Below are 25,567 nucleotides of genomic sequence, written 5' to 3'. Positions count from 1 at the left end.
TCTTCTGGCCTCTGTACTCGCAGGTTGTCAATCGGCTGCGATGACGTCGGACGGTGTGGTGCGGACCAACGAGCCGGCGAAACTGGAGTTCACCGCGTTCGGCGATACCTTCGAGGGCCTGAAAACGATCGCCGATGTGGAATATTTCGCTTCCGACCAGGCGGTCGCCGAGGCCAAGAACCAGTTCCGCTCGGAGAACTACGGCAATGCCGGCGCGCTGTTCTACAAGGCCACGCAGCTTGCCCCCAACGATGGCGAGGCCTGGCTGGGCCTCGCGGCATCCTGCGACCGCATCCGCCGCTTCGATCTTTCCGACAAGGCCTACAGGAAGGCTTATCCGCTGGTGGGGGCCACCCCGGCCTACTATAACAATGTCGGCTATTCCTATCTCCTGCGCGGAAACCTCAAGGAGGCCCGCCAGAATTTCCTCAAGGCCTATGAGCTCGCGCCCAACGATCCGACGGTGGCCAACAATCTCGAGCTGCTGTCGTCGAGCGTGAAGAACATCAATAGATGAGCATTCCGGCTGCCGCGCAGATACTGGTCGCGGCGGTGACGATGGCGCTGCTCCTGCGCATCGCCTGGGTGGACTTCACCACGCAGAGGATCGCCAATCGCGACGCGCTGGCGATTGCCGCGCTGGGCGCCGGCGGGCTCGCCGCCACCGCGCTTCAGACGGCGGACTGGTGGAGCCTCGCGCTCGCCGCGATCGTTTCCGCGACATTCTTCCTGGTGCTGTTTCCCTTCTGGCTGGCGAAGAAGGTCGGCGCCGGCGACGTGAAGCTGATGGCGGCTGCCCCGCTGGTCTCCGGCCCCGAGGGGCTGATGGCGTTTTCCATCCTGCTCCTGGTCTTCGCCGCCATCACCGCCTTCCTGGTGAAGAATCCGCTTCTGTTGCCGGCCCCGGCCTCCCGGCACTACCTCGACAAGCTCGATCGCAAGGGCGTCGTTCCCTTCGGCGTGCCCATCGCCGCAAGCCTCATCGGCGTCGTGCTCCTGCGCTTCTGGGTGTGATCCCGACGGCCGGCTGGTTTATGCGTCTGCTTCCGCGTCGTGGTTGGACGATGGAACAGCGGTCCCGCAATTTAGAGTCCCCGATAGGGAGCGGGAAACCCCACGCCTTTAGCAGGCTGGGATGGAGTCCTATCCGGAGCAGATTGGCCCGGATGGAAGCATACAAAGGTAGCAGCCACACGGTCCGGGACTGCAAATACCACCTGATCCGGGGTGATGAAGTACCGCTCGCAGTGCTCGGCGAGGATATCGGCACCTGGTGCCGTGAGTTGCTGCGGGAGACTGCGCGCGCCCACGAGATGCTGATGCACGCCGGATCGATCAACCGGACCACGTGCACATGCTGGTGTCGATCCCGCCGAGTCTGTCGGTATCGAGCGCGGTGCAGCGTAAAGGCGGCGAAGGCCTCGTCCACTTCTATATCGACCCGAAGGTGATGCTCTCCTAAAGGAACGACGTGCCTCGGCGCGGGACTTGCGACACAGGCGTCTCCGAGGAGCTAACTAGCCGAAGGCTGGCGGCAGGGCCGGTAGAGAGGTCGCCCAGCCGCTGCACCAGCGCAACAGAAACAAAGCCTACAGCAGCGCCTGCCACGACATCGATCAAATGGTGCCCGCCTTCGGGCAGTGTGGCCATGATCATCAGCGTATTGAGGACCACCGCTGGCCAGAATAGCCATCGGTGGTGCCTGAAAGCGAAGACGACCATGATCCCAAGGGCGGTGTGATAGGACGGAAAGGTCACCAGTCCAGAGCTCTTGGTCATGATGAGATCGAATGGGCGGCCGGAACGGAGCGCCATCAAAGTCTCGTGGTGCCACATCCCGGCCTGGGCGGTGAAGTGGCTGAAATCGGCCGGCCTGAAGAACGCGTAGGCGCCCTCAGCTGGAACCAATGCCATGAGCGTCCCGGTGAAGGCCGAGGAAACGGCGAGCAGCGCGACGAACTCCATCGCCCTGTCGGTTCGCCGCGATGCCATGTGGACCAAGAGAACGAGCGGCAGCTGATATGAAAGCGCATGGTACGCGAAGGCCAGAGTTGGCGCGATGATCGGCCTATTCGTGACCGACAGCAACCAAAGCCAGTTGAACCCGAGGCTGGCGTCGATTGAGGCCAGCAGCGGGTCAGCGAGCGGCTCAGTGGTCGCAGCGGCGATATACATGAAAATCGTGGTAGCGATGCCGAGGGCAATGAAGGCGGAGGCTACTATCGCCAGCGCGTTGAGGAAATCTGCGGTCCTGAGGACGAACAGGCCCATCCTGGATTGATCGCCGGCCAGTCGGCGGTTCGCCACCCATGCGATGGCGGCCGCTACACAAAGGCATAAGGCGGTGGCACCAATATCGATCAAGTTCGCCGGCGACAAGCGAACGTTCGAAACAGGAAGCCACGCCAGATCAGCCACGCCGAACATGGCCGTGATGATCAACGTCACACAGAAAAACCGCCGCGCCATGCGGCGCTCGTCTTTTCGGAAGTCCTGCAACATCGCTGAAGCCCCACCCCTGATCAGCAGACAGTCCCAAGACGTGAGTGAAGCACTACCTGCCGTTGTGGGCAAGGCCAATGCTTTTTGGCGGCCGCAAACAACGCTCTCCAGTGGCGTAGCGTCGGCCCCATTCATAGCGGGAATCTCCCAACCGATTCAATTGGGAAGTATGATGGCTCCAACGAGGTGTGTGACACCGGCGGCACCAACATTCTCAACGGCGGTGCCGGCAAGGACGTTCTGGCGGGTGGCGCCGGCGCGGACTATTGTTTTCAGCACGGCCCTGAACGCCTCGACCAATGTCGACACCATCACCGACTCCAATGTGGCGGCCGACACGATCCGGTTCGACAATGCGGTCACGCCTGGCCTGGGCACGACGCTCGGCACGCTGACCCAGGCGAAGTTCTGGAAGAGCACGACCGGCCTGGCTCACGATGCCGACGACCGGATCATCTACGAGACCGACACCGGCAAGCTGTTCCATGACGCCAATGGCAGCGCCGCCGGTGGGGCCACCCACTTCGTGACACTATCCACCAAGCCCGCTCTCACAAATCTTGATCTCGTGGTGTTCTGATCCGCGCTTGAGTGTTAGGCCTCGCCTTCGGTCGGTGTGTCTTCTTCGATCTCGACGTCCGGCTGACGTTGTGTTTCACGGAGGCTACTCCGCTAGTCGCTGGCGGCCTTCGTGATCTTTGGCGGCGCCTCTTTGGGTGGCCTTGTCGTGGCGTTCGGCAAGAAGATATGGGCGGCGCTGGTCGGGTCCTGATCGGTCGCCGCACTTCCGGCTGGCAGGGGAAAATCTCGCGATAGGTCGAACGGGTCAGCAATCTATCTGGATCTTGCCTTTGGCGATCCTGACCCGGACCGGCCTTCCGTCGGCTCTTCAGGCGCGGCCCTCCGCCAGAGCCCGTGTATCCGCCGCCCGGATGCGTGGGCCTTTTTTTGTTGGCCGTTGGCCAGTATTAACTATGCCTAAGTGGAACTGACGAACCAAACACTGCCAACGCGAGGATTGCTGCCCGACCAGCCTCGACGACTATTGCGCTTTGATCAGCAGCGCCCCTAAGTTGCCGGATTCGGCAGCGATCATCAAAAAAATGATCTGTGGAGCTGAACGATGACCCCAGTTACTCGCCTGCTCGCATCGGCATCTGTGTTCGCCATGATTGTCGCCCCTGTGCTGCCGAACCCGATCGTCTCCGATCAGGGGACGGCTTGGGCTAACGGCGGTGGCGGCGGAGGTGGCGGCGGAGGAGGAGGCGGGGGCGGCAATGGTGGCGGCGGCAACGGCGGCGGTGGCGGCAACGGCGGCGGTGGCGGCAACGGCGGCGGGCATGGCGGCGGAGGCGGACAAGCTGGCGCTGCCGGCCACGGCAGCGGAGCCGGGCACGGTGGCGCGGCAGTTTCCGGACGCGGCGGCATGGCGTCCGGTCGCGGCACCGCGGCACCCGGACGCAGTGCCGAAACCGCCCGCGGCACCGAGACCAGGGGGCGAGGGACCGACCACGGTGTATCCGCACGGGGCGTCAACACGCATCCGGATCACACTGCCCTCGCCAGCAAGCTGGGCGCCCTGAACGCGGCCCATGCCTCGCCCACCGCACGGGCCAACGCCGCGCCGAATTCTCGCGTCGGCATGATCGCAGCGTACGAAAACGCCATGCTGGCGGCGCTGGCCATGCCCGCCACCACGCCGGAAGAACGCGCCCTGCGCGATGATGCAATCGCCCAGGCGCGAGCCAACGAACTGAGCGCGGCCGCGAACCATACCGTCACGCCGGACGTCGTGTCGCAGGTAGACAGCCTGCTCGGCCTGCCGGCGACCGACCCCACGCTCGGCACGACCGTCTCTCCCTGACGGTTGCCCCCCCTCTCAGCCGCGCAGTCGGGCACGTAGCCGCTCGATCGCAGATCGTGCGGCCGACGATGCGCTGACGGCAGCGTTCGCGTCATATCGCTAGCCTTGCCACCAGCCGATTGAACGGCCGACTTCCACCACGGCCACGGTGACAGCAGCGGCGGCACCCATTGTTGCAAGAACGCGCTCATAGGTGGCCAACCGCTTTTCAGTAACCAGCTTTTGGCCGTCCCAGTAGATTTGGCCATCCCGCCCGATGCCGAACAGAGTCAGACCCTCCAGAGAAATTGGCCGAATATCCTTCGGCCAGCCGTCGGGCGCTGGTTCGTCAACGTGTTTGTGTTTGCGGCCCAGTCGATCATGCGGCCGTGTCCCCCCACGCGAGATTCGATGCCCTGTGTGCATCAGTCCAGAAGGGCGGCGGGTTGTCCACAGTCGCTTGTTCAATGATGCGTAATCGCGGCATTGGCCAAGAGATTGGACAGTTTCGGGAGGGATAGCTAAGTGCTTGAAATGATTGGCACGCCCAACGGGACTCGAACCCGTGTTTCCGCCGTGAAAGGGCGGCGTCCTAGACCGCTAGACGATGGGCGCGCTCGGAACGAACCGGCTTATAGTGAGCTTGGCGGGAACCGGCAACCCGTCATCAAGCGGAAATCCAAACTTTTTTCAGCTCCTGCGCCGGCGGCAGCGCCAGTTCCAGTCGCGCTCGGGACCGACGTCGATATGCACCGATTCCGTGTGGCAATAAGTGCCGACGCCGCCACGGCCGGGCATCGAGCGGACGAACTTCGCGAGTTCCCATTTGCTGACGCCCTGCACCTGCACGTCGGCTGCCGCGCAATACATGTGCAGTGAATTCTTGGCGCCACGAGCCCGGCGGTTGTGGGCCGGGCTGCGATAGCCCGACGTCACCACGATCTTGCGGCCGTAGTGCTGCTCGACCGTCTTGAGCACGCGTACCAGCGACGGCTTGAGGCACGAGACGTCAACCCGATCGGTCTGCGTCATCAGGCCGTTCGGAGCCAGCCGGGCGAGACCGGCCGCGGATGCGACACGAATCGGCCCGATATCCTCGTCTTCGTGCAGATCGACATCACTGTCGTCGTCGAGCCCCGACTTGCGCTTGATCTCGAACAGGTCCGTCTGCCGGACGCCGGGCAATGCATAGTCGCCGCCCGAATCGTTGTTGTCAGAGCCGGCGGCCAGCGACGCCTTCACGGGCTTGGGACGTTCGGTCGAGGCGAGTTCGATGATCGGGGTCGGCTTGCGGGCGGGTGAGGGTGCCTTCGCGGTGGTCGGTTCTGCCGCATTGGTTGGTGCCGCGGCGGCGGCCGGGGCCGTGCCGAAGAGCGACGAGAGGAAGCCGCGCTTCTTGGGCTCGATCGGAGCATCCGGCTTGGGGTCGATTGCCGTCACATAAACCCCGCTCTCGGCTGCGGGAGTATCAGGGGCCTTGGAAGGCGAGGGCTTCGGCGCAGGGATCGCGGCGGCTGTGGCGCCTTGACCCGCTTCCCCGGGCGCCGCCGATTTGGCCTCGGGCTGCGCGTCAGCCGCCGGAGAAGCGGCCGGCTCCTGGCCGGAGGAAGCCGCGGCCGCGGGAATGTCAGGGAATTTCGCTAGCGGATTCGAGGTCGGCAGATAGGCGACCTGCTGCGGAAGTGCCGTTTCGGCTGAGGCCGAAGCAAGCGTGGGTGATGTCGTCGTCGCTGCGGGTGCGGCTGACTGGTCGCCTTCGGTCCCGGTTTGCGTGGCAGCGGTGGTGTTCTCTGCCGCACTTGCCTCTGCGGCCGCCTGCTCCATCACGCCGGCCACGCCGGGCGCATAGGATGGAGAGGTCATATTGAAGGTGGTTTCACCATTGGTCGTGCAGGAAGCCAGGAACGCAGAGAACATCGCAATCGAAACGCTGCGCCATTCCCTCGTCGCGTTAAGCGATCGCCCTCGTTTCAATACGCTTCCCCTTCTCCGTTTCCCCGGCGCCGTCACCGCGGCTTCAAAAATGCCGGCTTCGGGCCGGCTTCTGCCGAAGGAAACCATATGAACGAATCTGCCCGTCTCGCAAAACCATCCCGCTAGGAATGGAATAAGGCAGCTTCGTGAAGTGCGGTCACCATTTCGCCCGCTTTTACCGGACGGTCAATTCAACGGACATTACAAACTGTTACATATTGCCTGGAGGCCGCAGAGCAGTGCGCCCCGCTGGAGGCGGCCCATCCTGCCGGGCTGTTTGCCGGCGAGCGACTCGCACGCCTTCACTCAAACGCGCACCTTCACATAGGCTCCCGGCGCATCGCCGAACGTCTCGGTGCGGGCGCCTGGCTTGCGCGCCTTGACCCGACGGTTGTCCTTGGCCTCGATCCAGGCCTGCCAGTGCGGCCACCACGACCCGGGGTTCTCCTTGGCCTTGGCCACCCATTCGTCGAAGTCGCCAACCGGCTTTCCACCGGTCCAATGCTGGTACTTCTTCGAAGCGGGCGGATTGACGACGCCCGCGATGTGGCCGGAGCCCGCCATCACATACTCGACCTCGCCGCCGAAATAGCGGCAACCGAGGAACACGGAGCGCGCCGGGGCGATATGATCCTCGCGTGACGCCAGATTGTAGACGGGGATCGCGATGTCGCCCAGCGAGACGGTGTGTCCGGCGAGTTGCATGCGGCCTTGGGACAGGTTGTTCTCCAGATAGCAGTTGCGCAGGTAGTAGGAGTGGTTGGCGGCTCCCATCCGCGTCGAATCCGCGTTCCAGTAGAGCAGGTCGAACGGCATCGGCTCCTTGCCGCGCATATAGTTGTTGACGACATAGGGCCAGATGAGGTCGCCCGAGCGCAGCATGTTGAAGGCGGTCGCCATCTTCGTGCCCTCGAGATAGCCCTTCTCGTTCATCGCGCGTTCGAGAGCGGCGATCTGGTCCTCGTCGACGAAGACCTTGAGGTCGCCGGCATAGGTGAAATCAACCTGCGTCGTGAAGAAGGTGACCGAACGGATGCGGTCGTCGCCTTCCTGGGCCATCAGGGCAAGGGCGGCTGCGAGCAGCGTGCCGCCGACGCAATAGCCGATTGCGTTGACCTCGCGTTCGCCTGTCGCCGCTTCGACCGTGTCGAGGCCGTATTCGATGCCCTCGCGTATATAGGCTTCCCAGCTCTTGGTGCCGTGGCGCTCGTCGGGATTGATCCAGGAGATCACGAACACGGTGTGGCCCTGCTCGACCGCCCAGCGAATGAACGACTTCTCGGGGTTGAGATCGAGAATGTAGAACTTGTTTATCCAGGGCGGGCAGATCAGCAGCGGCCGTTTCAGTACGGTCTGTGTCGTCGGTTCGTACTGGATGATCTCGGCGACATCGCTCTTGCCCACCACCTTGCCCGGGGAAACGGCGATGTTCTTGCCGACCTCGAACCGCGAGTAGTCCGCCTGACGCAGCTTCAGGTCGCCTTTGCCGGCATGGATGTCCTCGGCCAGCATGCGCATGCCCCGCACCAGGTTCTCGCCGTCGCTCGCCACGGTTTCGCGGAACAGCTCGGGATTGGTCAGGATGAAGTTGGACGGCGAGACGGCGTGGCTGATCTGCTTCACATAGAAGCCGGCCTTGTGGCGGGTGTGCTCGTCGAGCCCCTCGGCGTGCTCGACGAGATCGGCCGCCCAGCGCGAACTCACCAGATAGGCCTGCTTCAGGAAGTCGAAGAAGGCGTTGCGTCCCCAGTCCGGATCCTGGAACCGCCTGTCGCCGCTGTCGGGCTTCACCGCATTCTCGGGCGCCTCGCCGCCGATCTTGCGGATCGCGTTGGCCCAGACGTTCATATAGCCGGAAAACAGGCGGGTTTGCGCATCGAGCGCGCGCTGCGGGTCGGACAGCCAGTACTCTGTGAGCTTGGAGAAGGTCTTGATCATGTCGGCGACCGGCTCGGCGACGCTGTCGCGAACCTCGCCACGCTCCCGCGGACCGGCCCAGGCCGCTGCGGCCTTGCCCGCCTCCTCGATCATCCGCGCCAGATTGAGTGCGAAGCGCTCAGGATCCTTCACGATGTACTGCTCGACCGGCGACGCCGCATCGGTCTTGCCAGAATCGTCGGGTTTAGACATGCTGCTCCTGTCCTCCCATGGGCCCTTTTGTTGACATGTTATCACGGGACCTCGAAGAGGGTCCAACACCTACCTACAGCGCCCGATGGGGAAAGAATATGACACAGCGTATCGGCTTTCTCCGCGGTTTTCGCAACTTGACCCGAGGTCTCGTGGGCATTGCGGTGATTGCAACGCTGAGCGCCTGTGCCTCCCCCGACAGCGCGACGTCCCGGACCGCGTCCGCCGGAGCGGAGCGCAAGGGCATGAATACCGGGACCTTTCCGAACCTCAACGTGCCGCCGAAGGTCGCGGCCGAGCAGATCACGCCCGAGGAAAAGGCGGCCAGGCTGGCTCAGCTCAAGGCCGAGAAGCAGCAGCTGACGGCCGAGGGAGCGACGGCGAAGCCGACCGCCAACACGGCCGAATTGAAGAAGCTTGCGCAAAGCCACGCCCAGGACGCGTTGAAGCAGATCGAGGGCGAATAGCTGCGCCGGACGGTCGCTCGGCGCGCCGGCAACTGTACCTTCGCGGGCTCGATTCGCGCGGTCGGTCGATCTTGCCGGAACGATCGAGGCTGAGGCGGTTCGATTTTCGAAGTCTTTTCGGAAAGGCCGGGCCCTGATCTATCGACCCTCGTGGCAATTGGGTGTATATCGCGCCCGCGCTGTTGCTCCGCCCCCCTGGAACCGACCGAGATGGAAGAATTTCACAAAGTCCGCAGGCTCCCGCCTTATGTGTTCGAGCAGGTCAATCGGCTGAAGGCCAGCGCACGATCGCGCGGCGCCGACATCATCGACCTCGGCATGGGCAATCCGGACCTGCCGACGCCGAAGGCCATCGTCGACAAATTGTGCGAGGTCGTGCGCGACCCGCGCACCCATCGCTACTCGTCCTCGCGCGGCATACCGGGGCTGCGCCGCGCACAGGCCAACTATTACGCACGACGCTTCGGCGTGAAGCTCGATCCCGACACCCAGGTCGTCGCGACCCTGGGATCGAAAGAGGGCTTCGCCAACATGGCGCAGGCGATCACGGCGCCTGGCGACGTGGTGCTCTGCCCCAATCCGACCTATCCGATCCACGCCTTCGGCTTCATCATGTCGGGCGGTGTCATCCGTTCGCTTCAAGTCGAGCCGAACGACGGCTTCATTCCGGCGCTGGAGCGCGGCATCCGCCACTCGATCCCCAAGCCGCTGGCGCTGATCCTCAATTATCCCTCCAACCCGACTGCGCTGGTCGCGTCGCTGGATTTCTACAAGGATGTGGTCGCCTTCGCGAAGAAGAACGACATCATCATCCTGTCGGACCTCGCTTATTCCGAAATCTACTTCGACTGCCCGCCGCCGCCCTCGGTCCTCGAGGTTCCCGGCGCCATCGACATCACCGTCGAGTTCACCTCCATGTCGAAGACCTTCTCCATGCCCGGCTGGCGCATGGGCTTCGCCGTCGGCAATGAAAGGCTGATCGCGGCGCTGACGCGGGTCAAATCCTACCTCGACTATGGCGCGTTCACGCCGATCCAGGTGGCCGCGACGGCGGCGCTCAACGGTGACGGATCCGATATCGCCGAGGTGCGCGAGGTCTATCACAAGCGTCGCGACGTGATGGTGGACTCCCTCGGCCGAGCCGGCTGGAACGTTCCAGCGCCACCGGCGTCGATGTTCGCCTGGGCGCCGATCCCGGAGCCGTTCAAGCGGCTTGGCTCGCTGGAGTTCTCGAAGCTTCTGATCGAGAAGGCGGATGTCGCCGTCGCACCCGGTATCGGCTTCGGCGAGTATGGCGACGATTTCGTCCGTATCGCCCTGGTCGAGAACGAGCACCGCATCCGTCAGGCGGCGCGCAACATCAAGCGTTTCCTGTCGTCGGCGGAGGGGCCTGCCGACAATGTGGTTTCGCTCGCCGCGCGGCGCTGATCGCGCGGCAACGTTTTTTCACCAGAGCACCCCGCGTCCCTCGGACGCGCTGGGGACGCTCCAAGACTTTAGATTTGCGCGTCGAGCTTTCCGAAAGTCGGTTCCGATTTTCGGGCCGATGCCGCGGCGATCGAGGGACGATACGGTCATGGCCGAAGCTTTGCGTGTTGGAATTGCCGGCTTGGGCACCGTGGGTGCCTCGGTCGCGCGCGTGCTCGCCGACAAGGCGGCAGAACTGACGCGTCAGTGCGGCCGCGACCTGGTCGTGACCGCCGTCTCGGCCCGCAACCGGGGCAGGGACCGCGGGGTGGATCTCGGTAAGGCGCAATGGTTCGACGATCCGGCCGAGCTCGCGCGCAAGGCCGACATCGATGTGTTCGTCGAACTGATCGGCGGTGAGGATGGACCGGCGCTGGGGGCAGTCAAGGCGGCGCTCGAAGCCGGCCGCCATGTGGTCACCGCGAACAAGGCGCTGCTCGCCAGGCACGGCGTCGCACTGGCCGAGATCGCCGAGAAGAAGGGAGTGCTGCTCAACTACGAGGCGGCGGTCGCCGGCGGCATTCCGGTCATCAAGACGATGCGCGAGGCGATGGCCGGCAATTCGGTCACGCGCGTCTTCGGCATACTCAACGGCACCTGCAACTACATCCTGACGCGCATGGAGGCCGAAGGGCTGTCCTTCGATGCCTGCCTGAAGGAGGCGCAACGCCTCGGCTATGCCGAGGCCGATCCGACCTTCGACATCGAGGGTCACGACACAGCGCACAAGCTGTCGATCCTGACGAGCCTGGCATTCGGCAGCCGCATCGCGGCCGACGACATCTACCTGGAAGGCATCTCTAACATCACCCAGGCCGATATCCGCGCCGCGGGCGAACTCGGTTACCGCATCAAGCTGCTGGGCGTCGCCCAGAAGACGGAAAGCGGGATCGAACAGCGTGTGCATCCGACCATGGTGCCGACCTCGTCTGTTATCGCCCAGGTGCACGGCGTCACCAATGCCGTGGCGATCGAGACCGACATCCTGGGCGAACTTTTGCTGTCCGGTCCCGGTGCCGGAGGCAATGCGACCGCATCGGCGGTGGTCGGCGATATCGCCGACATCGCCAAGAGCCGCCCGGGCTTCCAGCACGGCCCGGTCTTCGGCCGTCCCGCCCGGGAACTCAGGCCCTACAAGAAGGCCCAGATGCGCTCCCACGCCGGCGGCTATTTCATCCGGCTCACCGTGCACGACCGGATCGGCGTCTTCGCGGCGATCGCCAAGCGTATGGCCGACAACGAGATATCGCTGGAATCGATCGTCCAGCATTCGGCGGGTCCCGAGGCCGGTTCGCAAAAGACGGTCGTTCTCGTCACCCATGAGACGACCGAGGCTGCCGTACGGAAGGCCGTCGAGGGGATCACCAAGGATGGCCACCTCACCGACAAGCCGCAGGTGATCCGCATCGAGCGCGCGGAATAGCACGCGACAAGGCGACCGATCCCGCTTGCGCGGCGCCTTTCCGCGCCGCGTCCCGCCAGCCGAAAAACTTAATCGATTGATATGTTTGGCCGGCCCGGCAAAGCCCGCCGAAGGTCTTGCCGTTGTCATTTCACTTTGACAAAAGGAGAGCCCGCAGGCGCGACGCGCGCCGAAACGACAATGAATTTCAGCAGGAACCACAGATGGCGAAAGGCGCGACAACCGGTGGTCTGGACCGGATCCTCACCCTCGAACTGGTGCGCGTCACAGAACGCGCAGCCGTGGCCGCGGCGCGGCTGAGGGGTCGGGGCGACGAGAAGGCGGCCGACCAGGTGGCGGTGGACGCGATGCGTTCGGAACTCAACCGGCTGCCGATCAAGGGCACGGTGGTTATCGGCGAGGGCGAACGCGACGAGGCGCCGATGCTCTATATCGGCGAGGAGGTCGGCACCGGGGAGGGGCCGGATGTCGACATCGCGCTCGATCCGCTGGAAGGCACCACGATCTGCGCCAAGAACCTGCCCAACTCGCTGGCCGTCATCGCCATCGCCGAAAAGGGCAGCCTGCTCTTCGCGCCTGACGTCTATATGGACAAGATCGCGATCGGACCGGGCTATCCCGCGGGCATCGTGGATATCGACGCTTCTGCCGCCGAGAACATCGCCAATCTCGCCAAGGCCAAGGGAGTTCCGGTCTCGGAGGTCACGGCTTGCATTCTCGACCGCCCGCGCCACGCGCGCCTGATCGAGGACGTCCGGGCCACTGGCGCCGCGATCCGGCTGATCGGCGACGGCGACGTCGCCGGCGTCATCCACACCACCGATCCGGACGAGACCGGCATCGACATCTATCTCGGCATCGGCGGCGCGCCGGAAGGCGTGCTGGCGGCGGCCGCGCTGCGCTGTATCGGCGGCCAGATGCAGGGGCGCCTGCAGCTCAACACCGACGAGAAGATCGCGCGCGCGGCCAAGATGGGAATTGCTGATCCGAACAAGGTCTACCGCATGGACGAGATGGCGCGCGGCGACGTGCTGTTCGCGGCCACCGGAGTCACCGACGGCAACATGCTGTCTGGCGTGAAGTTCGGACGCCACTCGATCCAGACCCACACGATCGTCATGCGCTCGTCGTCCCAGACGGTGCGTGAGATCAAAGCCAGGCATCAGGATCTCGACAAGTTCTGACGGGCAAGCCTTTGCGCAAGCGCGGCGGCCTCGGCTATCGTCCTCGAATCATGTGTGGACGAAAGATCGCGACGGCACATCGCTTCGAAAGACGGCCGCTGGACCCCAAAGGCTCCGGCGGCCTGTTGCCGGCGCGAGGTGTCCACGGATGACCCTGGACAAGCGTTTCTTCCTCGACGTCAGACGTTCCGCGACCGGTATCGCCTGGGAGCACCGGCTGAACGAGCGGCAGGAGATGGCCGCACTCGCGATCGCGCAGGGCCATGGCACCGGCGATCTCCTGGCGCGCGTACTCGCCGGCAGGGGCGTTACCAGCGACTCGACCGGGCGTTTCCTCGATCCCACGATCCGCGACCTGCTGCCCGATCCCGCATCGCTCACCGATATGGAGGCGGCCGCGGATCGGATCGCCCGGGCGGTCCTGCGCCGCGAGAAGGTGGCGATTTTCGGCGACTACGACGTCGACGGAGCGGCCTCCTCGGCGCTGCTCAGGCGCTACCTGGCGCATTACGGCGTGTCGGCCGACATCTACATCCCGGACCGCATCTTCGAGGGCTACGGTCCCAATCCGGACGCGATGCGGGAACTGGTCGCGCGCGGCGCGAGCCTCATCGTCACCGTCGATTGCGGCACCAACAGCGCGGCCTCGATCGAAGCCGCAAAGGCGGCTGGCGCCGATGTCGTCGTGCTTGATCATCATCAGGTGGGTGGGCCGCTGCCCGCGGCGACGGCCGTCGTCAATCCCAACCGGGACGACGACCTGTCGGGCCAAGGGCATCTGTGCGCGGCCGGCGTCACGTTCCTTGCCCTGGTCCAGACCGCCAAGTTGCTGCGCGCCCACAATACCGGCACCGCCGCTCCGAACCTGCTGTCGATGCTCGACCTGGTGGCGCTGGCCACGGTTTGCGACGTCGTCCCGCTCGTCGGCGTCAACCGTGCCTTTGTGGTGAAAGGCCTGATCGCCATCCGACAGCAGAACAATCCAGGCCTCGCAGCACTGGCGCGCGTGTCGCGCATCGGCGAGCCTGTCAATGCCTTCCATCTCGCTTTCCTGATCGGGCCGCGCATCAATGCGGGCGGACGCATCGGCGACGCGGCCTTGGGAAGCCGCTTGCTGGCGACCGACGAGCAGGCCGAGGCCGACGCGATCGCCGAGACGCTCAACCGGCTGAACCAGGAGCGGCAGGCAATGGAACAGGAAATGCTTGCCGAAGCTCGCGCCGAGGCCGACGCCGAACTGCTCGGCGGGGCCGGGCCGGGCGTCCTGGTGACGGCAAGCGAAAAATGGCATCCCGGCATCGTCGGGCTGCTGGCGTCGCGGCTCAAGGACCACGCCCGACGTCCATCCTTTGCGATAGCCTTCAACGCGAACGGCATCGGAACCGGTTCGGGACGTTCCGTCTCCGGCTTCGATCTCGGCCGGCTGGTGCGGGAGGCTGCGGCCGAGGGCCTGATCGTCAAGGGTGGAGGCCACGCGATGGCCGCCGGCATCACCGTGGAGCGGTCGAAGCTTGGCGCCCTCCGTGCTTTCTTCGAGGCGAAGGCCGCCTCCGAGGTGATGCGGCTGCGCGACGAAGAGAGCCTCAAGATCGACGCCGCGCTCTCGGCCGACGGAGCCACGCAGGACCTTCTGGACGCGCTGGAGCGGGCCGGGCCCTACGGTGCGGGCCACCCGGCGCCTGTCCTGGTGCTGCCTCGACATCGTCTGGCCGACGCGCGGCTGATCGGCACCAATCACATCCGCGCCGACCTGAAGTCGGAGGGAGGCGGCAGGATTCAGGCAATCGCATTCCGCGCGGACGGAACCGATCTCGGCCAGTTCCTGATCAAGCATCGCGGCGCGACTGTTCATGTCGCCGGCGCGTTGTCGGGAAACTATTGGAACGGCGCGCGCAGCGTGCAGTTCCGCATCATCGATGCCGCGCCAGCGTGATCCCGCCAGTCAGGCGAGCACGGTCTGCAGCCGCGTCAGATCGGCGATCTGGGCCTTCGTCGCCTCGTAGCCGAGATTGATCGCCTCATCGGCGCGATGGAACTCCGAAAGGCCGATATGGCCGAGCTTCGGCTGGAGTGAAAGATCCGGCGGGTCGCCCGCGAGGCGCGCCCGCGAGATGCGGTCCTGGATGATGTTGAAGGCTTCGACCATGACGCCGGTGATGCCGAGGCGAGACTCCCTGGACGTTAGCTCGCTGCTCGACCGGCCGCTGCGTTCGGCGTCCCGCTCGACGACGAGTTCGCCGGCGCTGTGCTTGATGACGGCGGCCCTGCCATAGAGGTCGTAGTGAAGGTTCACTGCCACGACCAGTGGCTGCTCATAGGCGCGGCAGACCGACACCGGCACGGGGTTCACCAATGCGCCATCGACCAGGACGCGCTTGTTGCAGGTCACCGGCTCGAACACGCCGGGCAGGGCATAGGATGCGCGCATCGCAGTGATCAGCGATCCGCTCGACAGCCAGATTTCGTGGCCGGTGCGGATCTCGGACGCGACGCAGACGAAAGGCTTCGGCAGGTCGTCGAAGGTCATCCCGGCGAGGTGCTGCTGCAGCCGCGCATTGAGCTTCATACCCCCGAAAAGGCCGTTGCCGGCGAATTGCAGATCGAGAAGCCCGAATATCCGACGCTTGGTGAGGCTGCGGGCGAATTCCTCGAGTTCGTCGAGCTTTCCCGCCAGGTAACAACCGCCGACCAGTGCACCGATCGAGGTGCCCGCGATCATGTTGATCTCTATGCCGGCTTCATCAAGGGCGCGAAGCACGCCGATATGTGCCCAGCCACGCGCGGCGCCGCCACCCAGGGCGAGCGAGATGCCCGACTTCCCTACCGGCTTTGCTTCGGGTGCCCCGCCCAATGAGGAGAAGTCGTTCGCTTCCCTCACATCGGCCCTGCTGCGCATCGACGCCCATTCGAGCATCGCACTCTCCCCTTGTGTCCCACCCTTCCTGATACAGCTTTATCGTATAGGAACGATGAATCTACGTGGTTTTCAAATCATCAACGCGTCATCTCTTTGCATGATAGACGCTTGAACTATCGAACAGGGCTTCGCTTCCATCGTTTCTCAGTCCTATTCCATCGGCTCCGGCTTCAACTACCCTGTAGAAGCAAGAACGTTTGCCTGTGTGACAAGTTGCGTCGTGTCCTGCGACTTTCACCTTAAGCCAGATCGCATCCTGGTCGCAGTCCGTCCGGACTTCCACCACGTGCTGCACGTTTCCCGAGGTCTCGCCTTTCTTCCACAGCGATGCCCTGGAACGCGACCAATAGTGCGCGATTCCGGACTTTATGGTTAGGGCGAGCGCCTCGGCGTTCATATGGGCGACCATCAGCAACATGCCATCGCCCGCGTCGGTGACGACGGCCGTAATGAGGCCGTTGGCGTCGAACCGCGGCGAAAAGACGCTGCCCTGTTCGAGCAGGGCCTTGTCGCCGGCCGGTTCTGGAAAAACGATCGTCTGCATGTCCAATTCCTTAGGGAAGGACCGTGAGAACAGCGTGAAGCCACCGTTCCGCTAGAGGTTTCGACTGGCGGGCAGCGCTAGTTTCCGCTCCGAATGCCGGCACGGACCATGGTGACGAAGCGGACCTGCTCCTCCGGAGCCTTGAACGCCCCGGTGAAGGTCGACGTCAGCGTCGAGGAGCCCTGTTTCTTGATGCCACGCATGGCCATGCACATATGCTCGGCCTCGATCATCACGGCGACGCCGCGGGGGTTGAGAACTTCCTGGATCACATTGGCGATCTGCGCGGTCATTGCTTCCTGTGTCTGCAGGCGTTGCGCGAAGATGTCGACTACGCGTGCCAGCTTGGAGAGGCCAACAACCTTGTTGTCGGGCAGATAGCCGACATGCGCCCTCCCGATGATCGGCACCATGTGATGCTCGCAATGCGAATGGAACTCGATGTCCTTGAGCAGAACGAGGTCATCATAGCCGGCGACTTCCTCGAAGGTCCGGCCGAGCTCCTCGGCCGGGTTCATGTCGTAGCCCGCGAACATTTCGCGATAGGCCTTGGCAACGCGCGTGGGAGTGTCTTTCAGACCCTCGCGCTCGGGATTGTCGCCCGTCCAGCGAAGCAGGACACGAACCGCCGCCTCGACCTCTTCCTGGGTCGGGCGATCGCCCACCACCCTTTCCATGTAGTCGGACTTGGGCATGAGCTTCTTGATGACGGCATCCATAAAGGCGTCTCCCGTAGTTCCACTCTGCGGAGGAACGAGTTTAACGGACCACTGCCTGTTACGGGTTGCGCGAACGTCATGTCCAGTACCCGAAAGCGGCATGTTCTGGCTCCTGCATGTCAAGGTTCCCGCCTTGCCGATGCTGGAGCCGGACCATTATATATGCGCTGGATACGCGATTGAAAGACACGCCGGCGGCAACGCCTGTTCGCGAAACGGCGGCTGAGTGGAAAAAGATGATCAGCGACGTCTACAATACGAAAATTCTCGGCTTCGCCGGAAATATCGCGCGCATCGGCCGGCTCGACAATCCGGATGCGACGGCTATGGCGCATTCGAAGCTGTGCGGGTCGACGGTGACCGTCGACCTCAGGATGGACGGCGATACGGTGACCGATTTCGCCCATGACGTGAAAGCTTGCGCGCTTGGGCAGGCCTCGTCATCGATCATGGCGCAGAACGTCGTCGGCTCCACGGCAGCGGAGTTGCGCGAGGTTCGAGAGACCATGCGCCGGATGCTCAAGGAAAACGGGCCGCCGCCCGACGGCCGGTTCGCCGACCTGAAATATCTCGAGCCCGTGCGCGACTATAAGGCACGGCATGCCTCGACCATGCTCACCTTCGACGCGGTCGTCGACGCCATCGGCCAGATCCAGAAGAAGCGCGCCGGCGAAGCCGCCTGATCGCGGCGCGCAACGCGGAGCCGACGGTCATGTCGGCTTTGCCTGTGCCACTCCCAGTTCCTCCTTCAGCCAGGCTGCAAAAGCACTTGCCGGTTCGCTGAGCGCGGCAAGGTCCGGAGCGACCAGCCAGTAGGCGCCCCAGGGCACCTCGACTTCGAACGGCTGGACGAGGTCCTCCTCCCGCAGTTCGCGGCTGACCATCAGAGGGTCGATCAGCGCCACGCCATGGCCGAGCAAGGCTGCCTGCGCGGCAAGCGCGCCGTCGGGAAAGATGGGACCACGCGCGGGGCTGGCTTCGGCCATACCCGCTTCCTCGAACCAGCATAGCCAGCCGTCGCGGTTCTCTTCGTGCAGCAGCGTGTAGTGCCGAAGGTCGGCCGGCTCCATCAAAGGCGGCCCCGAGGCGAGCAGGGCGGGACACAGAACCGGCGTCACCGAGGTATCGAACAGATGCACCGACTGCGTCCGCGGCCAGGAGCGCTCGGTGAGGCTGTGGCGGATTGCGATCTCGGCCTCGTGGGTGCGAAATTCCACCAATTGAGGATCGACATCGACCGAGACGTCGATGTCGGGCCGAAGTGTGCGGAACTGGTTGAGCCGCGGCACGAGCCATGAGCCGGCAAAAGACGGCTCCACGCTGACCTTCACGAGGCTCTGCATCGGTGTCGCCTGGATCTCACTCAGACAATGGTCGATCTCGTCGAGGCTGCGCGTCAGCCGGTCGATCAGCTTGTATCCGATTTCGGTCAGTTCAACGCGCCTGTGCAGCCGTTCGAACAATGGATGTCCTACGAAAGCCTCGAGTTCGCGCACCTGCCGGCTGATCGCCGCCTGCGAGACGAACAGCTCCTCCGCGGCACGGCTGAAGCTCAGATGTCGCCCTGCCGCCTCGAAGCTTCTGAGGGCCGTCAACGGCAGCCGCCCACGCTTCATTCGCATAACACCATGTTATCCGACCTGGAAATTATACTCGTTTGAGCGCCGATGCCAGTGGCGCTCTACTCCTCCGAGCAAGGAGGCAAGTACAAATGAAGGAGTACCTTGAGATCATGACCGAGGTGATCCGGCTGCTCACCTTCCAGGAGAGACTGGATCGATCCTGGGAGAACGATCCCGCTCGTCGCGAGGATCGGTCCACGGACGGTGACCGCAAGCTGGGTGCCGGCCACGGGCCCCGGCGCAAACGCTTCGAGTAAGTAGGCAGGGAGGCCATTGCGGATTCGAGGCTGAGGCGACATCTAAGGGGAATGGAGCCCTCGCGACGGCGGTCCTTTCGATGACGCACGACCACCATGCCAGGCCCGGGCGCGGCACGGGGCAGGGTCGCAACTGGTCCGGCCCCTGGCCCAAGACGCCGGGCCGACTCGCGGGGACCGCATCGGTGCGGCTTTACCAGCTGACCCTTTCAGGCTTCGTCGGAAACTCCTGCCGACATCTGCCGACCTGCTCGGAATATGCATACGAGGCTATCGCCCGCCACGGGCTCTGGGCGGGTGGCTGGATGGCGCTCTTCAGGGTCGCCCGTTGCGGGCCAGGCGGCACCCACGGCATCGACCGCGTCCCGGAGCAGCTCGATGATCGCTACCGCTGGTATCTTCCCTGGCGATATTGGGGAATCGGCCGCAAGCGCGCCCGGGACCATGGGGTTGGATAGCAGCCGAGCCTGATGCGGTCGAAGAACCGCGGACGAAAATCTCCGCCCCTGCGGCCTTCATTACTGTTTACGACCCCGCATTTCGCCACTAGAAACGCCGCGCCGCCGGATTCCGGCAAACACCACCCGCGCTCGTTTGCGGGACTGGATTGGAGTAAGACCTTGGCCAACAGCATTTCCCTCACATTTCCCGATGGTTCTGTCCGCCCTTGCGATGCGGCGACGACGGGCGCAACGCTCGCCGAGCAGATATCGAAGTCGCTCGCGAAGAAGGCGGTCGCCTATGCGCTCGATGGGACCTTGCGCGATCTCTCCGACCCGATCGGCCAGTCCGGCGCGATCGAGATCGTGACTCGCGACGACCCGCGCGCCTTGGAACTCATCCGCCACGACGCCGCCCATGTGCTGGCCGAGGCCGTGCAGGAACTGTGGCCGGGAACCCAAGTGACCATCGGACCAGTCATCGAGAACGGCTTCTATTACGACTTCGCCCGCAACGAGCCTTTCACGCCGGAAGATTTTCCCGCGATCGAGAAGAAGATGCGGGAGATCATCGCCCGCAACAGGCCCCTCACCAAGGAGGTCTGGACGCGCGAGAAGGCCAGGCAGGTGTTTCGCGACAAGGGCGAGGCCTACAAGGTCGAACTGGTCGATGCGATTGCCGAGGATCAAGAGCTCAAGATCTACGCCCAGGGCGACTGGTTCGATCTCTGCCGCGGGCCGCACATGGTCTCGACCGGCCAGATCGGCAACGCCTTCAAGCTGATGAAGGTGGCCGGCGCCTATTGGCGCGGCGACGCCAACAACCCGATGCTGACGCGCATCTACGGTACAGCCTGGGCCGATCAGGCGCAGCTCGACGCCTATCTCCACATGCTGGAGGAGGCCGAGAAGCGCGATCACCGCCGTCTCGGCCGCGAGATGGATCTGTTCCACTTTCAGGAAGAGGGACCGGGCGTCGTCTTCTGGCACGCCAAGGGCTGGAAGATGTTCCAGAACTTGGTGTCCTACATGCGCCGCCGCCTCGCGGATCTCGACTATCAGGAGGTCAATGCACCCCAGGTGCTCGACAAGTCGCTGTGGGAGACCTCCGGCCACTGGGGCTGGTACAAGGAAAGCATGTTCAAGGTGCAGTCGGCCGGCGACGAGACCGAGGACGACCGCGTCTTCGCGCTCAAGCCCATGAACTGCCCGGGCCATGTGCAAATCTTCAAGCATGGCCTCAAGTCCTACCGCGATCTACCGATAAAGCTCGCGGAATTCGGCAATGTGCATCGCTATGAGCCATCCGGAGCGCTGCATGGGTTGATGCGCGTGCGAGGCTTCACGCAGGATGATGCGCATATCTTCTGCACCGAGGAACAACTCGCCGAGGAATGCCTGAAGATCAACGATCTGATCCTCTCGACCTATGCCGATTTCGGCTTCGACCAGATCGAGGTGAAGCTCTCCACGCGGCCCGACAAGCGTGTCGGTTCCGACGAGGCCTGGGATCATGCCGAAGACATCATGAGCGGCGTGCTCGCCACCATCAAGGCGCAGTCGAACACGATCAAGACGTCGATCAATCCGGGCGAGGGCGCGTTCTACGGTCCGAAGTTCGAGTATGTGTTGCGCGACGCCATCGGCCGTGAATGGCAGTGCGGCACGACCCAGGTCGACTTCAACCTGCCGGAGCGCTTCGGCGCCTTCTATATCGGCTCGGATTCGGAGAAGAAGCAGCCCGTGATGGTCCATCGCGCCATCTGCGGCTCGATGGAACGCTTCCTGGGCATACTCATCGAAAATTATTCCGGTCATTTCCCGCTATGGTTCGCGCCGCTGCAGGTGGTCGTCGCTACCATCACCTCCGATGCCGACGACTATGCCCGCTCGGTGGTCGAACGGCTGAAGGCCGCGGGCCTCTCGGCCGAAGCCGATCTGCGCAACGAGAAGATCAACTACAAGGTCCGCGAGCACTCGCTGGCCAAGGTGCCCGTCATCCTCGTCTGTGGAAAGCGCGAGGCGGAAGAGGGCACCGTCAACGTCAGGCGGCTGGGCTCGCGCGACCAGCAGTCGCAGACCCTCGAAGCGGCGGTCACGGCACTAGCCGACGAGGCGCTCGCGCCCGACCTTCGGCGCAAGCGGCTCGCCAAGGCGGCCTGACGGAGAAGGTCAAGGGGCGGGGGAGTTTTCCCGCCCCGACCGGCTGCCTGTTGCCGCCTGGTCTGGAGCGGCCGATCCGTGCAAGCCGTTTTTCGTCGATTTCGAAGGTGAATTTGGCGCTTGGGGGCAGGAGGGCCTCAGTCGGCTTGGTCCTGGGCGGCGGTCGCGGACGTGCCGTCCGTGGCGAGCACTTCGACCTCCTGGTTGCGGCCGGGAACGACGGTAAAATCGCGCTGATAGATACGGTCGCGATTCTTGGCCACGATCGTGTACTCGCCTTCCGCGAGCACCATGGAGGCATAGGCGCCGACGCTCTCGCGCACTGGATCGCCCGAATCGCTGACGATCGACCACGATGTGTCGGCGATCGCCTCGCCGCCGGGCTCGCGCACCAGCTTCAAGGTGATCTCCGCTGCATGGTGTTCCACGGTCGCCTCGGTGAGCTTGCCGGCCTCGACGCGGATATCGGAGCGGATGACCGCATTGACCGAGCCGTAGGTCGAGACGACGTGATAGGTGCCCGCGTTCAGCCGCACCACCCTGTTAGGCTTGACGTCGGGAACGATCAGGGCGCGATCGCCGTCGGCATCGGCCGTGGCTTCGTAGATCGAGAAGCTCAGCTTGTCCGGCGGGATCCTGAGGTCGCCGGATAGCACCCCGTCGAGCTTGAGCCCACCTGCGTCGAGCACGAGGCTTTCCCGCTTGGCTTCACGGCCGACGCTGATTCTCTTGGTCGCGCCGGCCCGGCCGAAGGAGGCGTGGACGAGATAGCTGCCGGGTTCAAGCTCGAACTCGATCGTGCCGCCCTGCGCGGACGCGACCAAGGGCAGCTTGCCGTCCGGGCCAGGATCCGGCTGAAAAATCCGCCATACGAGCCCGCGCTTCAGATCAGGCGCATCATCGGTCAGCTTGGCGGCAACGGTGATCTTGCCTTCCCCCCGGGCGAGCGGCCTGTCGGGCCGCGTCGGGGCATAGCTCGTCACGCCGGGAAAGTCGCCTTTGCCGGACTTGCGGGGATCCTGGGCAAATGCGTGTCGCGGCCCCGCCACCAGCACGGCCGTCAGGAGTATCGGGGCTAACAGTCTGCTGCGACCGGCGATCATCCCTTGCCTTGAAGCCCAAGGCGGTGGCAATTTCAAGGCTTAATCGTGCCGGCGGGAGCCGCCGACGATTCGTCCCAGCCGAGCGTACCGACCTCCCCTCCGTGTCCGCTTCAGCCAGATCGCCGAAGGAGAGTTCGACCGTGACCAGCCCTGTCATAGACTTCATGCTGAACCGGATTTCAGCGCCTATCCCCGAGTTGCGGGAGCCGGTGCCCACAAATGCCGAGATCGAAACGATGATCCGGATCGCAACACGCGTGCCCGATCACGGCAGGCTCGCTCCATGGCGTTTCATCCTCTATCGCGGCGACGCCCGCGTCCGGATCGGCGAGAAGCTCGCCGCATTGGCGGAGGAGCGGGAGGGGCCACTGACGGAAGGGCGCCGGCAGCAGGAACTGGCGCGGTTCTCGCGAGCGCCCCTGGTGATCGGCGTCGTTTCCAGCCCCAAGGAGAATCCGAAAATCCCCCGGTGGGAGATGTTCCTCTCCGGTGGCGCCGCCGCCATGAACCTTGTCATCGCCGCCAATGCGCTGGGCTATGCCACCAACTGGATCACCAACTGGTATTCCGATGTAGAGGAGGGGCGTCGAATCCTCGGCCTTGCACCCCACGAGCGTGTCGTCGGCTTCATCCATATCGGCACCTATTCGGGCGTTGCGCCGGAGCGGCCGCGGCCCGATGTTGCTGCGCTCTACGCTGATTATTCGGGCCCTTGGAGGGAATAGGTGTTCTACGAGCCGAGCAAAGGCCACGGCCTGCCGCATGACCCGTTCAAAGCGATCGTCGCGCCGCGGCCGATCGGCTGGATTTCCAGCATAAGCCGCGACGGCGCGGTGAACCTTGCGCCCTATTCCTTCTTCAACGCCATCTCCACGCATCCCTTCCTGGTCTGGTTCTCTTCGGAGGGCGAGAAGGACAGCGTCGCCTTCGCCGGTGATACCGGCGAATTCGTCGCCAATCTTGTCGGGCGCAAGCTCGCCGAGAGGATGAATGCGAGTTCAGTCGATGCGCCGCGCGGCGTCGACGAATTCGGCTATGCGGGATTGACGCCGGCTCCATCGCGTCTCGTCGCACCTCCGCGTGTGGCCGAAGCACCGGCCGCCCTCGAATGCAAGGTGACGGAGATCTTCAGGCCGAAGGCCCTGGACGGCAGCCTTTCCGGCAGCGTGGTCGTGGCCGGAGAGGTGGTCGGCGTGCATATCGACGACGCTATGCTGACCGACGGCCTCTTCGATGCGGTGAAGGCCGGCAATGTCGCGCGTCTCGGCTATATGGACTATGCATCGGTGACCGAGACGTTCTCGATGCGCCGCCCGCGATGGAAAGCCGACTGACTACCGGCGGGCCCGGACGCTGACGCATCCGCACGGCCTCGGTCGCAGGCGCCCCCATCCAGGCCGCCTGGTTTTCGCGCCAACAGGCATGGCCACGCGGTCGCGCGCTTCAATGGTCGATAGATCGGCCATTGGGTAAGATCAGCCGGCCTTGACGGCGCGCGCCAGCAAGCGCTCGGCGAGCCTGAGGTGAGGGCGGTCGTACATCTTGCCGCCGATCGCGACGACCCCCGGGTTGCCGGCAGCGGCAAAGGCGTCCACGACGGCCTGCGAATGCGCGACTGCTTCCGACGACGGCGTGAACACCTCGTTGATGACAGGCACCTGCGCCGGGTGGATCGCCATCTTGGCCGTGAAACCATCCCGCTCGGCCTCGATGCATTCCTGCCGGAAGGCGTCGAGATCCCGGAAATTGGGAAACACCGTGTCGATCGCGACCGTCTCTGCAGACGATGCTGCGAGGATCGTAAGAGTGCGCGCAAGGCAGAAGACGTCGGTATAGAGGCCGTTGCCGTCGCGGGCCGTCCGTGCGCCGACGGCGGCAGACAGATCCTCGGCACCCCAGGTCAGGCCGGCAAGCCTGGGCGACGGCTGATAGGTTCCGGCGGCGAGCACGCCGGCTGCTGTCTCGGTGATCAGCGGGATGATGCGGGTGCTGCCGTCGGCAAGACCGTTCTCGGCCTCATGCACCCGCAGCTTCGCGGACAGATGCGTGACGTCAGCGCCGCTGTTGGACTTCGGCAGCATGATGCCGTCGGGGGCCGCGCGCATGATGCCGCGCAGGTCGTCGTCGGTGAGACCCGTCGAGAGGTCGTTCACCCTCACATAGACCGCGCACCTCGACTCCTGACGCCGCGCCACGATGAAGGACGCAGCGATGTCGCGCGCGGCGGCCTTGTTGGCCGGAGCGACGGAATCCTCAAGATCAACGATGACGACGTCCGCGCCGGACTGGAAGCCTTTCTCCAGCTTCTTCTCCGAATCGCCTGGAACGAAGAGCAGGGAACGCATCAGGCCTCGCCCTTCTTCAGTATCATGGCCTGGCGCGTGCATTTCGCCACGAGCTTCCCGTCCTGATTATAGGCGCGATGCTCGAACTCGACGATGCCGCGGTCGGGACGCGACTTTGATTCCCGCACGGATTTGACTTCCGTCTCGACCCGGATCGTATCGCCGTGGAAGACGGGATGTGGAAACACGGTGTCGGTCATGCCGAGATTTCCAACCGTCGTGCCGAGGGTCGTGTCGTGCACGGAGATGCCGATCATCAGGCCGAGCGTGAAGAGTGAATTGACCAGAGGCTTGCCCCATTCGCTCTTCGCCGCGAAGTCGAAGTCGATGTGCAGCGGTTGCGGATTGAGCGTCATGACCGAGAACATCATGTTGTCGCTCTCGGTGACGGATTTGCGCAGTGGATGGTCGATCACCTGACCCACCATGAACTCGTCGAGATACAGTCCTGGCATCATCTCCCTCCA

General features: G+C 64.1%; 27 protein-coding genes and 1 tRNA gene. 16 read left to right on the top strand and 12 right to left on the bottom strand.

The annotated features are described in order from the left end of the window. Window positions 1–40: 40 nt before the first annotated feature. From JN302_RS24620 to JN302_RS40015, 3 genes are all read left to right on the top strand, one after another. Entirely contained in the window at window positions 41–517 is a 477-nt protein-coding gene (locus JN302_RS24620) for a tetratricopeptide repeat protein (RefSeq protein WP_446720677.1), read from the top strand. Further along, on the top strand, window positions 514–1,014 hold the full coding sequence (locus tag JN302_RS24615) for a prepilin peptidase (RefSeq protein WP_202329455.1): 501 nt from the start codon (window positions 514–516) through the stop codon (window positions 1,012–1,014). The genes JN302_RS24620 and JN302_RS24615 overlap by 4 nt, the downstream gene beginning before the upstream one ends. A 340-nt stretch (window positions 1,015–1,354) precedes the next feature. Further along, window positions 1,355–1,462 carry a hypothetical protein gene (locus tag JN302_RS40015; protein ID WP_446720676.1) on the top strand — a complete coding sequence of 36 codons (108 nt, stop codon included), beginning with the start codon at window positions 1,355–1,357 and terminating at the stop codon, window positions 1,460–1,462. Here the strand turns inward: JN302_RS40015 and JN302_RS24605 are convergent. Continuing rightward, complete coding sequence (locus JN302_RS24605; RefSeq protein ID WP_202329454.1) at window positions 1,459–2,502, bottom strand: phosphatase PAP2 family protein; 1,044 nt, start codon at window positions 2,500–2,502, stop codon at window positions 1,459–1,461. The genes JN302_RS40015 and JN302_RS24605 overlap by 4 nt on opposite strands. 247 nt (window positions 2,503–2,749) lie before the next feature. Here JN302_RS24605 and JN302_RS24600 point away from each other — a divergent pair, with 247 nt between their 5' ends. Further along, complete coding sequence (locus JN302_RS24600) at window positions 2,750–3,082, top strand: hypothetical protein (protein WP_244846790.1); 333 nt, start codon at window positions 2,750–2,752, stop codon at window positions 3,080–3,082. A gap of 543 nt (window positions 3,083–3,625) precedes the next feature. Then, a complete protein-coding gene (locus tag JN302_RS24595; RefSeq protein WP_202329453.1) occupies window positions 3,626–4,366 on the top strand; it encodes a hypothetical protein in 741 nt (246 codons plus the stop codon). Between the two features lie 99 nt (window positions 4,367–4,465). On the opposite strand, the gene JN302_RS24590 is transcribed toward JN302_RS24595, so the two are convergent. From JN302_RS24590 to phaC, 4 genes are all read right to left on the bottom strand, one after another. Then, on the bottom strand, window positions 4,466–4,813 hold the full coding sequence (locus JN302_RS24590) for a hypothetical protein (RefSeq protein WP_202329452.1): 348 nt from the start codon (window positions 4,811–4,813) through the stop codon (window positions 4,466–4,468). A 71-nt stretch (window positions 4,814–4,884) separates the two neighbouring features. Continuing rightward, window positions 4,885–4,960: transfer RNA gene (locus JN302_RS24585), tRNA-Glu, on the bottom strand. A 75-nt stretch (window positions 4,961–5,035) separates the two neighbouring features. Then, a complete protein-coding gene (locus tag JN302_RS24580; protein WP_244845870.1) occupies window positions 5,036–6,208 on the bottom strand; it encodes a D-Ala-D-Ala carboxypeptidase family metallohydrolase in 1,173 nt (390 codons plus the stop codon). Between the two features lie 417 nt (window positions 6,209–6,625). Next, window positions 6,626–8,449 carry a class I poly(R)-hydroxyalkanoic acid synthase gene (phaC, locus tag JN302_RS24575; RefSeq protein ID WP_202306022.1) on the bottom strand — a complete coding sequence of 608 codons (1,824 nt, stop codon included), beginning with the start codon at window positions 8,447–8,449 and terminating at the stop codon, window positions 6,626–6,628. 245 nt (window positions 8,450–8,694) lie between these two features. On the opposite strand from phaC, the gene JN302_RS24570 reads away from it, so the two are divergent. The 5 genes from JN302_RS24570 to recJ all read left to right on the top strand — a co-directional run bounded on the left by JN302_RS24570 (window position 8,695) and on the right by recJ (window position 14,923). Then, on the top strand, window positions 8,695–8,916 hold the full coding sequence (locus tag JN302_RS24570) for a hypothetical protein (RefSeq protein ID WP_202329450.1): 222 nt from the start codon (window positions 8,695–8,697) through the stop codon (window positions 8,914–8,916). A 210-nt stretch (window positions 8,917–9,126) separates the two neighbouring features. Next, window positions 9,127–10,344: an LL-diaminopimelate aminotransferase gene (locus tag JN302_RS24565; RefSeq protein WP_202329449.1), complete on the top strand. Its 1,218-nt coding sequence runs from the start codon at window positions 9,127–9,129 to the stop codon at window positions 10,342–10,344. A 148-nt stretch (window positions 10,345–10,492) separates the two neighbouring features. Continuing rightward, complete coding sequence (locus JN302_RS24560) at window positions 10,493–11,806, top strand: homoserine dehydrogenase (RefSeq protein WP_202329448.1); 1,314 nt, start codon at window positions 10,493–10,495, stop codon at window positions 11,804–11,806. 203 nt (window positions 11,807–12,009) lie between these two features. Next, window positions 12,010–12,990: a class II fructose-bisphosphatase gene (gene glpX / locus JN302_RS24555; RefSeq protein WP_202329447.1), complete on the top strand. Its 981-nt coding sequence runs from the start codon at window positions 12,010–12,012 to the stop codon at window positions 12,988–12,990. A 148-nt stretch (window positions 12,991–13,138) separates the two neighbouring features. Beyond that, window positions 13,139–14,923, top strand: a complete 1,785-nt coding sequence (gene recJ, locus JN302_RS24550) for a single-stranded-DNA-specific exonuclease RecJ (protein ID WP_202329446.1) — start codon at window positions 13,139–13,141, stop codon at window positions 14,921–14,923. 9 nt (window positions 14,924–14,932) lie between these two features. On the opposite strand, the gene JN302_RS24545 is transcribed toward recJ, so the two are convergent. From JN302_RS24545 to folE, 3 genes are all read right to left on the bottom strand, one after another. Beyond that, window positions 14,933–15,904 (bottom strand): patatin family protein, encoded by a 972-nt coding sequence (locus tag JN302_RS24545; RefSeq protein WP_202329445.1) that lies wholly within the window; start codon window positions 15,902–15,904, stop codon window positions 14,933–14,935. Between the two features lie 88 nt (window positions 15,905–15,992). Then, entirely contained in the window at window positions 15,993–16,451 is a 459-nt protein-coding gene (hisI, locus tag JN302_RS24540; protein ID WP_202306007.1) for a phosphoribosyl-AMP cyclohydrolase, read from the bottom strand. Between the two features lie 77 nt (window positions 16,452–16,528). Beyond that, a complete protein-coding gene (folE, locus tag JN302_RS24535) occupies window positions 16,529–17,170 on the bottom strand; it encodes a GTP cyclohydrolase I FolE (protein WP_202306005.1) in 642 nt (213 codons plus the stop codon). Between the two features lie 236 nt (window positions 17,171–17,406). Here folE and JN302_RS24530 point away from each other — a divergent pair, with 236 nt between their 5' ends. Beyond that, window positions 17,407–17,853 (top strand): iron-sulfur cluster assembly scaffold protein, encoded by a 447-nt coding sequence (locus tag JN302_RS24530; protein ID WP_202334434.1) that lies wholly within the window; start codon window positions 17,407–17,409, stop codon window positions 17,851–17,853. A gap of 27 nt (window positions 17,854–17,880) precedes the next feature. Here the strand turns inward: JN302_RS24530 and JN302_RS24525 are convergent, their stop codons facing one another. Then, window positions 17,881–18,786, bottom strand: a complete 906-nt coding sequence (locus JN302_RS24525; RefSeq protein WP_202315017.1) for a LysR substrate-binding domain-containing protein — start codon at window positions 18,784–18,786, stop codon at window positions 17,881–17,883. Between the two features lie 95 nt (window positions 18,787–18,881). On the opposite strand from JN302_RS24525, the gene JN302_RS24520 reads away from it, so the two are divergent. The 3 genes from JN302_RS24520 (at window position 18,882) to thrS (ending at window position 21,652) form a co-directional block, all read left to right on the top strand. Continuing rightward, a complete protein-coding gene (locus JN302_RS24520; protein WP_202306004.1) occupies window positions 18,882–19,049 on the top strand; it encodes a hypothetical protein in 168 nt (55 codons plus the stop codon). Between the two features lie 80 nt (window positions 19,050–19,129). After that, window positions 19,130–19,507 (top strand): membrane protein insertion efficiency factor YidD, encoded by a 378-nt coding sequence (gene yidD, locus JN302_RS24515; RefSeq protein WP_202329444.1) that lies wholly within the window; start codon window positions 19,130–19,132, stop codon window positions 19,505–19,507. A gap of 162 nt (window positions 19,508–19,669) precedes the next feature. After that, window positions 19,670–21,652, top strand: a complete 1,983-nt coding sequence (gene thrS / locus JN302_RS24510) for a threonine--tRNA ligase (protein ID WP_202329443.1) — start codon at window positions 19,670–19,672, stop codon at window positions 21,650–21,652. A 137-nt stretch (window positions 21,653–21,789) separates the two neighbouring features. Here the strand turns inward: thrS and JN302_RS24505 are convergent, their stop codons facing one another. Beyond that, window positions 21,790–22,755, bottom strand: a complete 966-nt coding sequence (locus JN302_RS24505) for a hypothetical protein (protein WP_202306001.1) — start codon at window positions 22,753–22,755, stop codon at window positions 21,790–21,792. Window positions 22,756–22,895: 140 nt separating this feature from the next. On the opposite strand from JN302_RS24505, the gene JN302_RS24500 reads away from it, so the two are divergent. Continuing rightward, window positions 22,896–23,480 (top strand): nitroreductase family protein, encoded by a 585-nt coding sequence (locus JN302_RS24500; RefSeq protein ID WP_202305999.1) that lies wholly within the window; start codon window positions 22,896–22,898, stop codon window positions 23,478–23,480. Continuing rightward, window positions 23,481–24,089: a flavin reductase family protein gene (locus JN302_RS24495; RefSeq protein ID WP_202305997.1), complete on the top strand. Its 609-nt coding sequence runs from the start codon at window positions 23,481–23,483 to the stop codon at window positions 24,087–24,089. A 141-nt stretch (window positions 24,090–24,230) separates the two neighbouring features. Here JN302_RS24495 and JN302_RS24490 read toward each other — a convergent pair whose 3' ends face one another. Together JN302_RS24490 and JN302_RS24485 are read right to left on the bottom strand one after the other, a co-directional pair. After that, on the bottom strand, window positions 24,231–25,100 hold the full coding sequence (locus JN302_RS24490) for an HpcH/HpaI aldolase/citrate lyase family protein (RefSeq protein ID WP_202305995.1): 870 nt from the start codon (window positions 25,098–25,100) through the stop codon (window positions 24,231–24,233). Beyond that, the gene (locus JN302_RS24485; RefSeq protein WP_202334433.1) at window positions 25,100–25,555 is read right to left on the bottom strand and encodes a MaoC family dehydratase; all 456 of its coding nucleotides are present in this window, start codon (window positions 25,553–25,555) and stop codon (window positions 25,100–25,102) included. The genes JN302_RS24490 and JN302_RS24485 overlap by 1 nt, the downstream gene beginning before the upstream one ends. Window positions 25,556–25,567 lie beyond the last annotated feature (12 nt).

The sequence above is a fragment of the Mesorhizobium sp. L-8-3 genome (assembly GCF_016756615.1).
GTDB lineage: Bacteria > Pseudomonadota > Alphaproteobacteria > Rhizobiales > Rhizobiaceae.
Note: the sequence above shows the minus strand (reverse complement) of the source record. Positions and strands in the feature narration are given on the sequence as shown.

What these genes read in the sequence shown, in the direction of transcription:
- JN302_RS24620 (WP_446720677.1), top strand. Translation starts at nt 41, where the DNA reads ATGACGTCGGACGGTGTGGTGCGGACCAACGAGCCGGCGAAACTGGAG.
- JN302_RS24615 (WP_202329455.1), top strand. Translation starts at nt 514, where the DNA reads ATGAGCATTCCGGCTGCCGCGCAGATACTGGTCGCGGCGGTGACGATG.
- JN302_RS40015 (WP_446720676.1), top strand. Translation starts at nt 1,355, where the DNA reads ATGCTGGTGTCGATCCCGCCGAGTCTGTCGGTATCGAGCGCGGTGCAG.
- JN302_RS24605 (WP_202329454.1), bottom strand. Translation starts at nt 2,502, where the DNA reads ATGTTGCAGGACTTCCGAAAAGACGAGCGCCGCATGGCGCGGCGGTTT.
- JN302_RS24595 (WP_202329453.1), top strand. Translation starts at nt 3,626, where the DNA reads ATGACCCCAGTTACTCGCCTGCTCGCATCGGCATCTGTGTTCGCCATG.
- JN302_RS24580 (WP_244845870.1), bottom strand. Translation starts at nt 6,208, where the DNA reads ATGACCTCTCCATCCTATGCGCCCGGCGTGGCCGGCGTGATGGAGCAG.
- phaC (WP_202306022.1), bottom strand. Translation starts at nt 8,449, where the DNA reads ATGTCTAAACCCGACGATTCTGGCAAGACCGATGCGGCGTCGCCGGTC.
- JN302_RS24570 (WP_202329450.1), top strand. Translation starts at nt 8,695, where the DNA reads ATGAATACCGGGACCTTTCCGAACCTCAACGTGCCGCCGAAGGTCGCG.
- JN302_RS24565 (WP_202329449.1), top strand. Translation starts at nt 9,127, where the DNA reads ATGGAAGAATTTCACAAAGTCCGCAGGCTCCCGCCTTATGTGTTCGAG.
- JN302_RS24560 (WP_202329448.1), top strand. Translation starts at nt 10,493, where the DNA reads ATGGCCGAAGCTTTGCGTGTTGGAATTGCCGGCTTGGGCACCGTGGGT.
- glpX (WP_202329447.1), top strand. Translation starts at nt 12,010, where the DNA reads ATGGCGAAAGGCGCGACAACCGGTGGTCTGGACCGGATCCTCACCCTC.
- recJ (WP_202329446.1), top strand. Translation starts at nt 13,139, where the DNA reads ATGACCCTGGACAAGCGTTTCTTCCTCGACGTCAGACGTTCCGCGACC.
- JN302_RS24545 (WP_202329445.1), bottom strand. Translation starts at nt 15,904, where the DNA reads ATGCTCGAATGGGCGTCGATGCGCAGCAGGGCCGATGTGAGGGAAGCG.
- hisI (WP_202306007.1), bottom strand. Translation starts at nt 16,451, where the DNA reads ATGCAGACGATCGTTTTTCCAGAACCGGCCGGCGACAAGGCCCTGCTC.
- folE (WP_202306005.1), bottom strand. Translation starts at nt 17,170, where the DNA reads ATGGATGCCGTCATCAAGAAGCTCATGCCCAAGTCCGACTACATGGAA.
- JN302_RS24530 (WP_202334434.1), top strand. Translation starts at nt 17,407, where the DNA reads ATGATCAGCGACGTCTACAATACGAAAATTCTCGGCTTCGCCGGAAAT.
- JN302_RS24525 (WP_202315017.1), bottom strand. Translation starts at nt 18,786, where the DNA reads ATGAAGCGTGGGCGGCTGCCGTTGACGGCCCTCAGAAGCTTCGAGGCG.
- JN302_RS24520 (WP_202306004.1), top strand. Translation starts at nt 18,882, where the DNA reads ATGAAGGAGTACCTTGAGATCATGACCGAGGTGATCCGGCTGCTCACC.
- yidD (WP_202329444.1), top strand. Translation starts at nt 19,130, where the DNA reads ATGACGCACGACCACCATGCCAGGCCCGGGCGCGGCACGGGGCAGGGT.
- JN302_RS24505 (WP_202306001.1), bottom strand. Translation starts at nt 22,755, where the DNA reads ATGATCGCCGGTCGCAGCAGACTGTTAGCCCCGATACTCCTGACGGCC.
- JN302_RS24490 (WP_202305995.1), bottom strand. Translation starts at nt 25,100, where the DNA reads ATGCGTTCCCTGCTCTTCGTTCCAGGCGATTCGGAGAAGAAGCTGGAG.
- JN302_RS24485 (WP_202334433.1), bottom strand. Translation starts at nt 25,555, where the DNA reads ATGCCAGGACTGTATCTCGACGAGTTCATGGTGGGTCAGGTGATCGAC.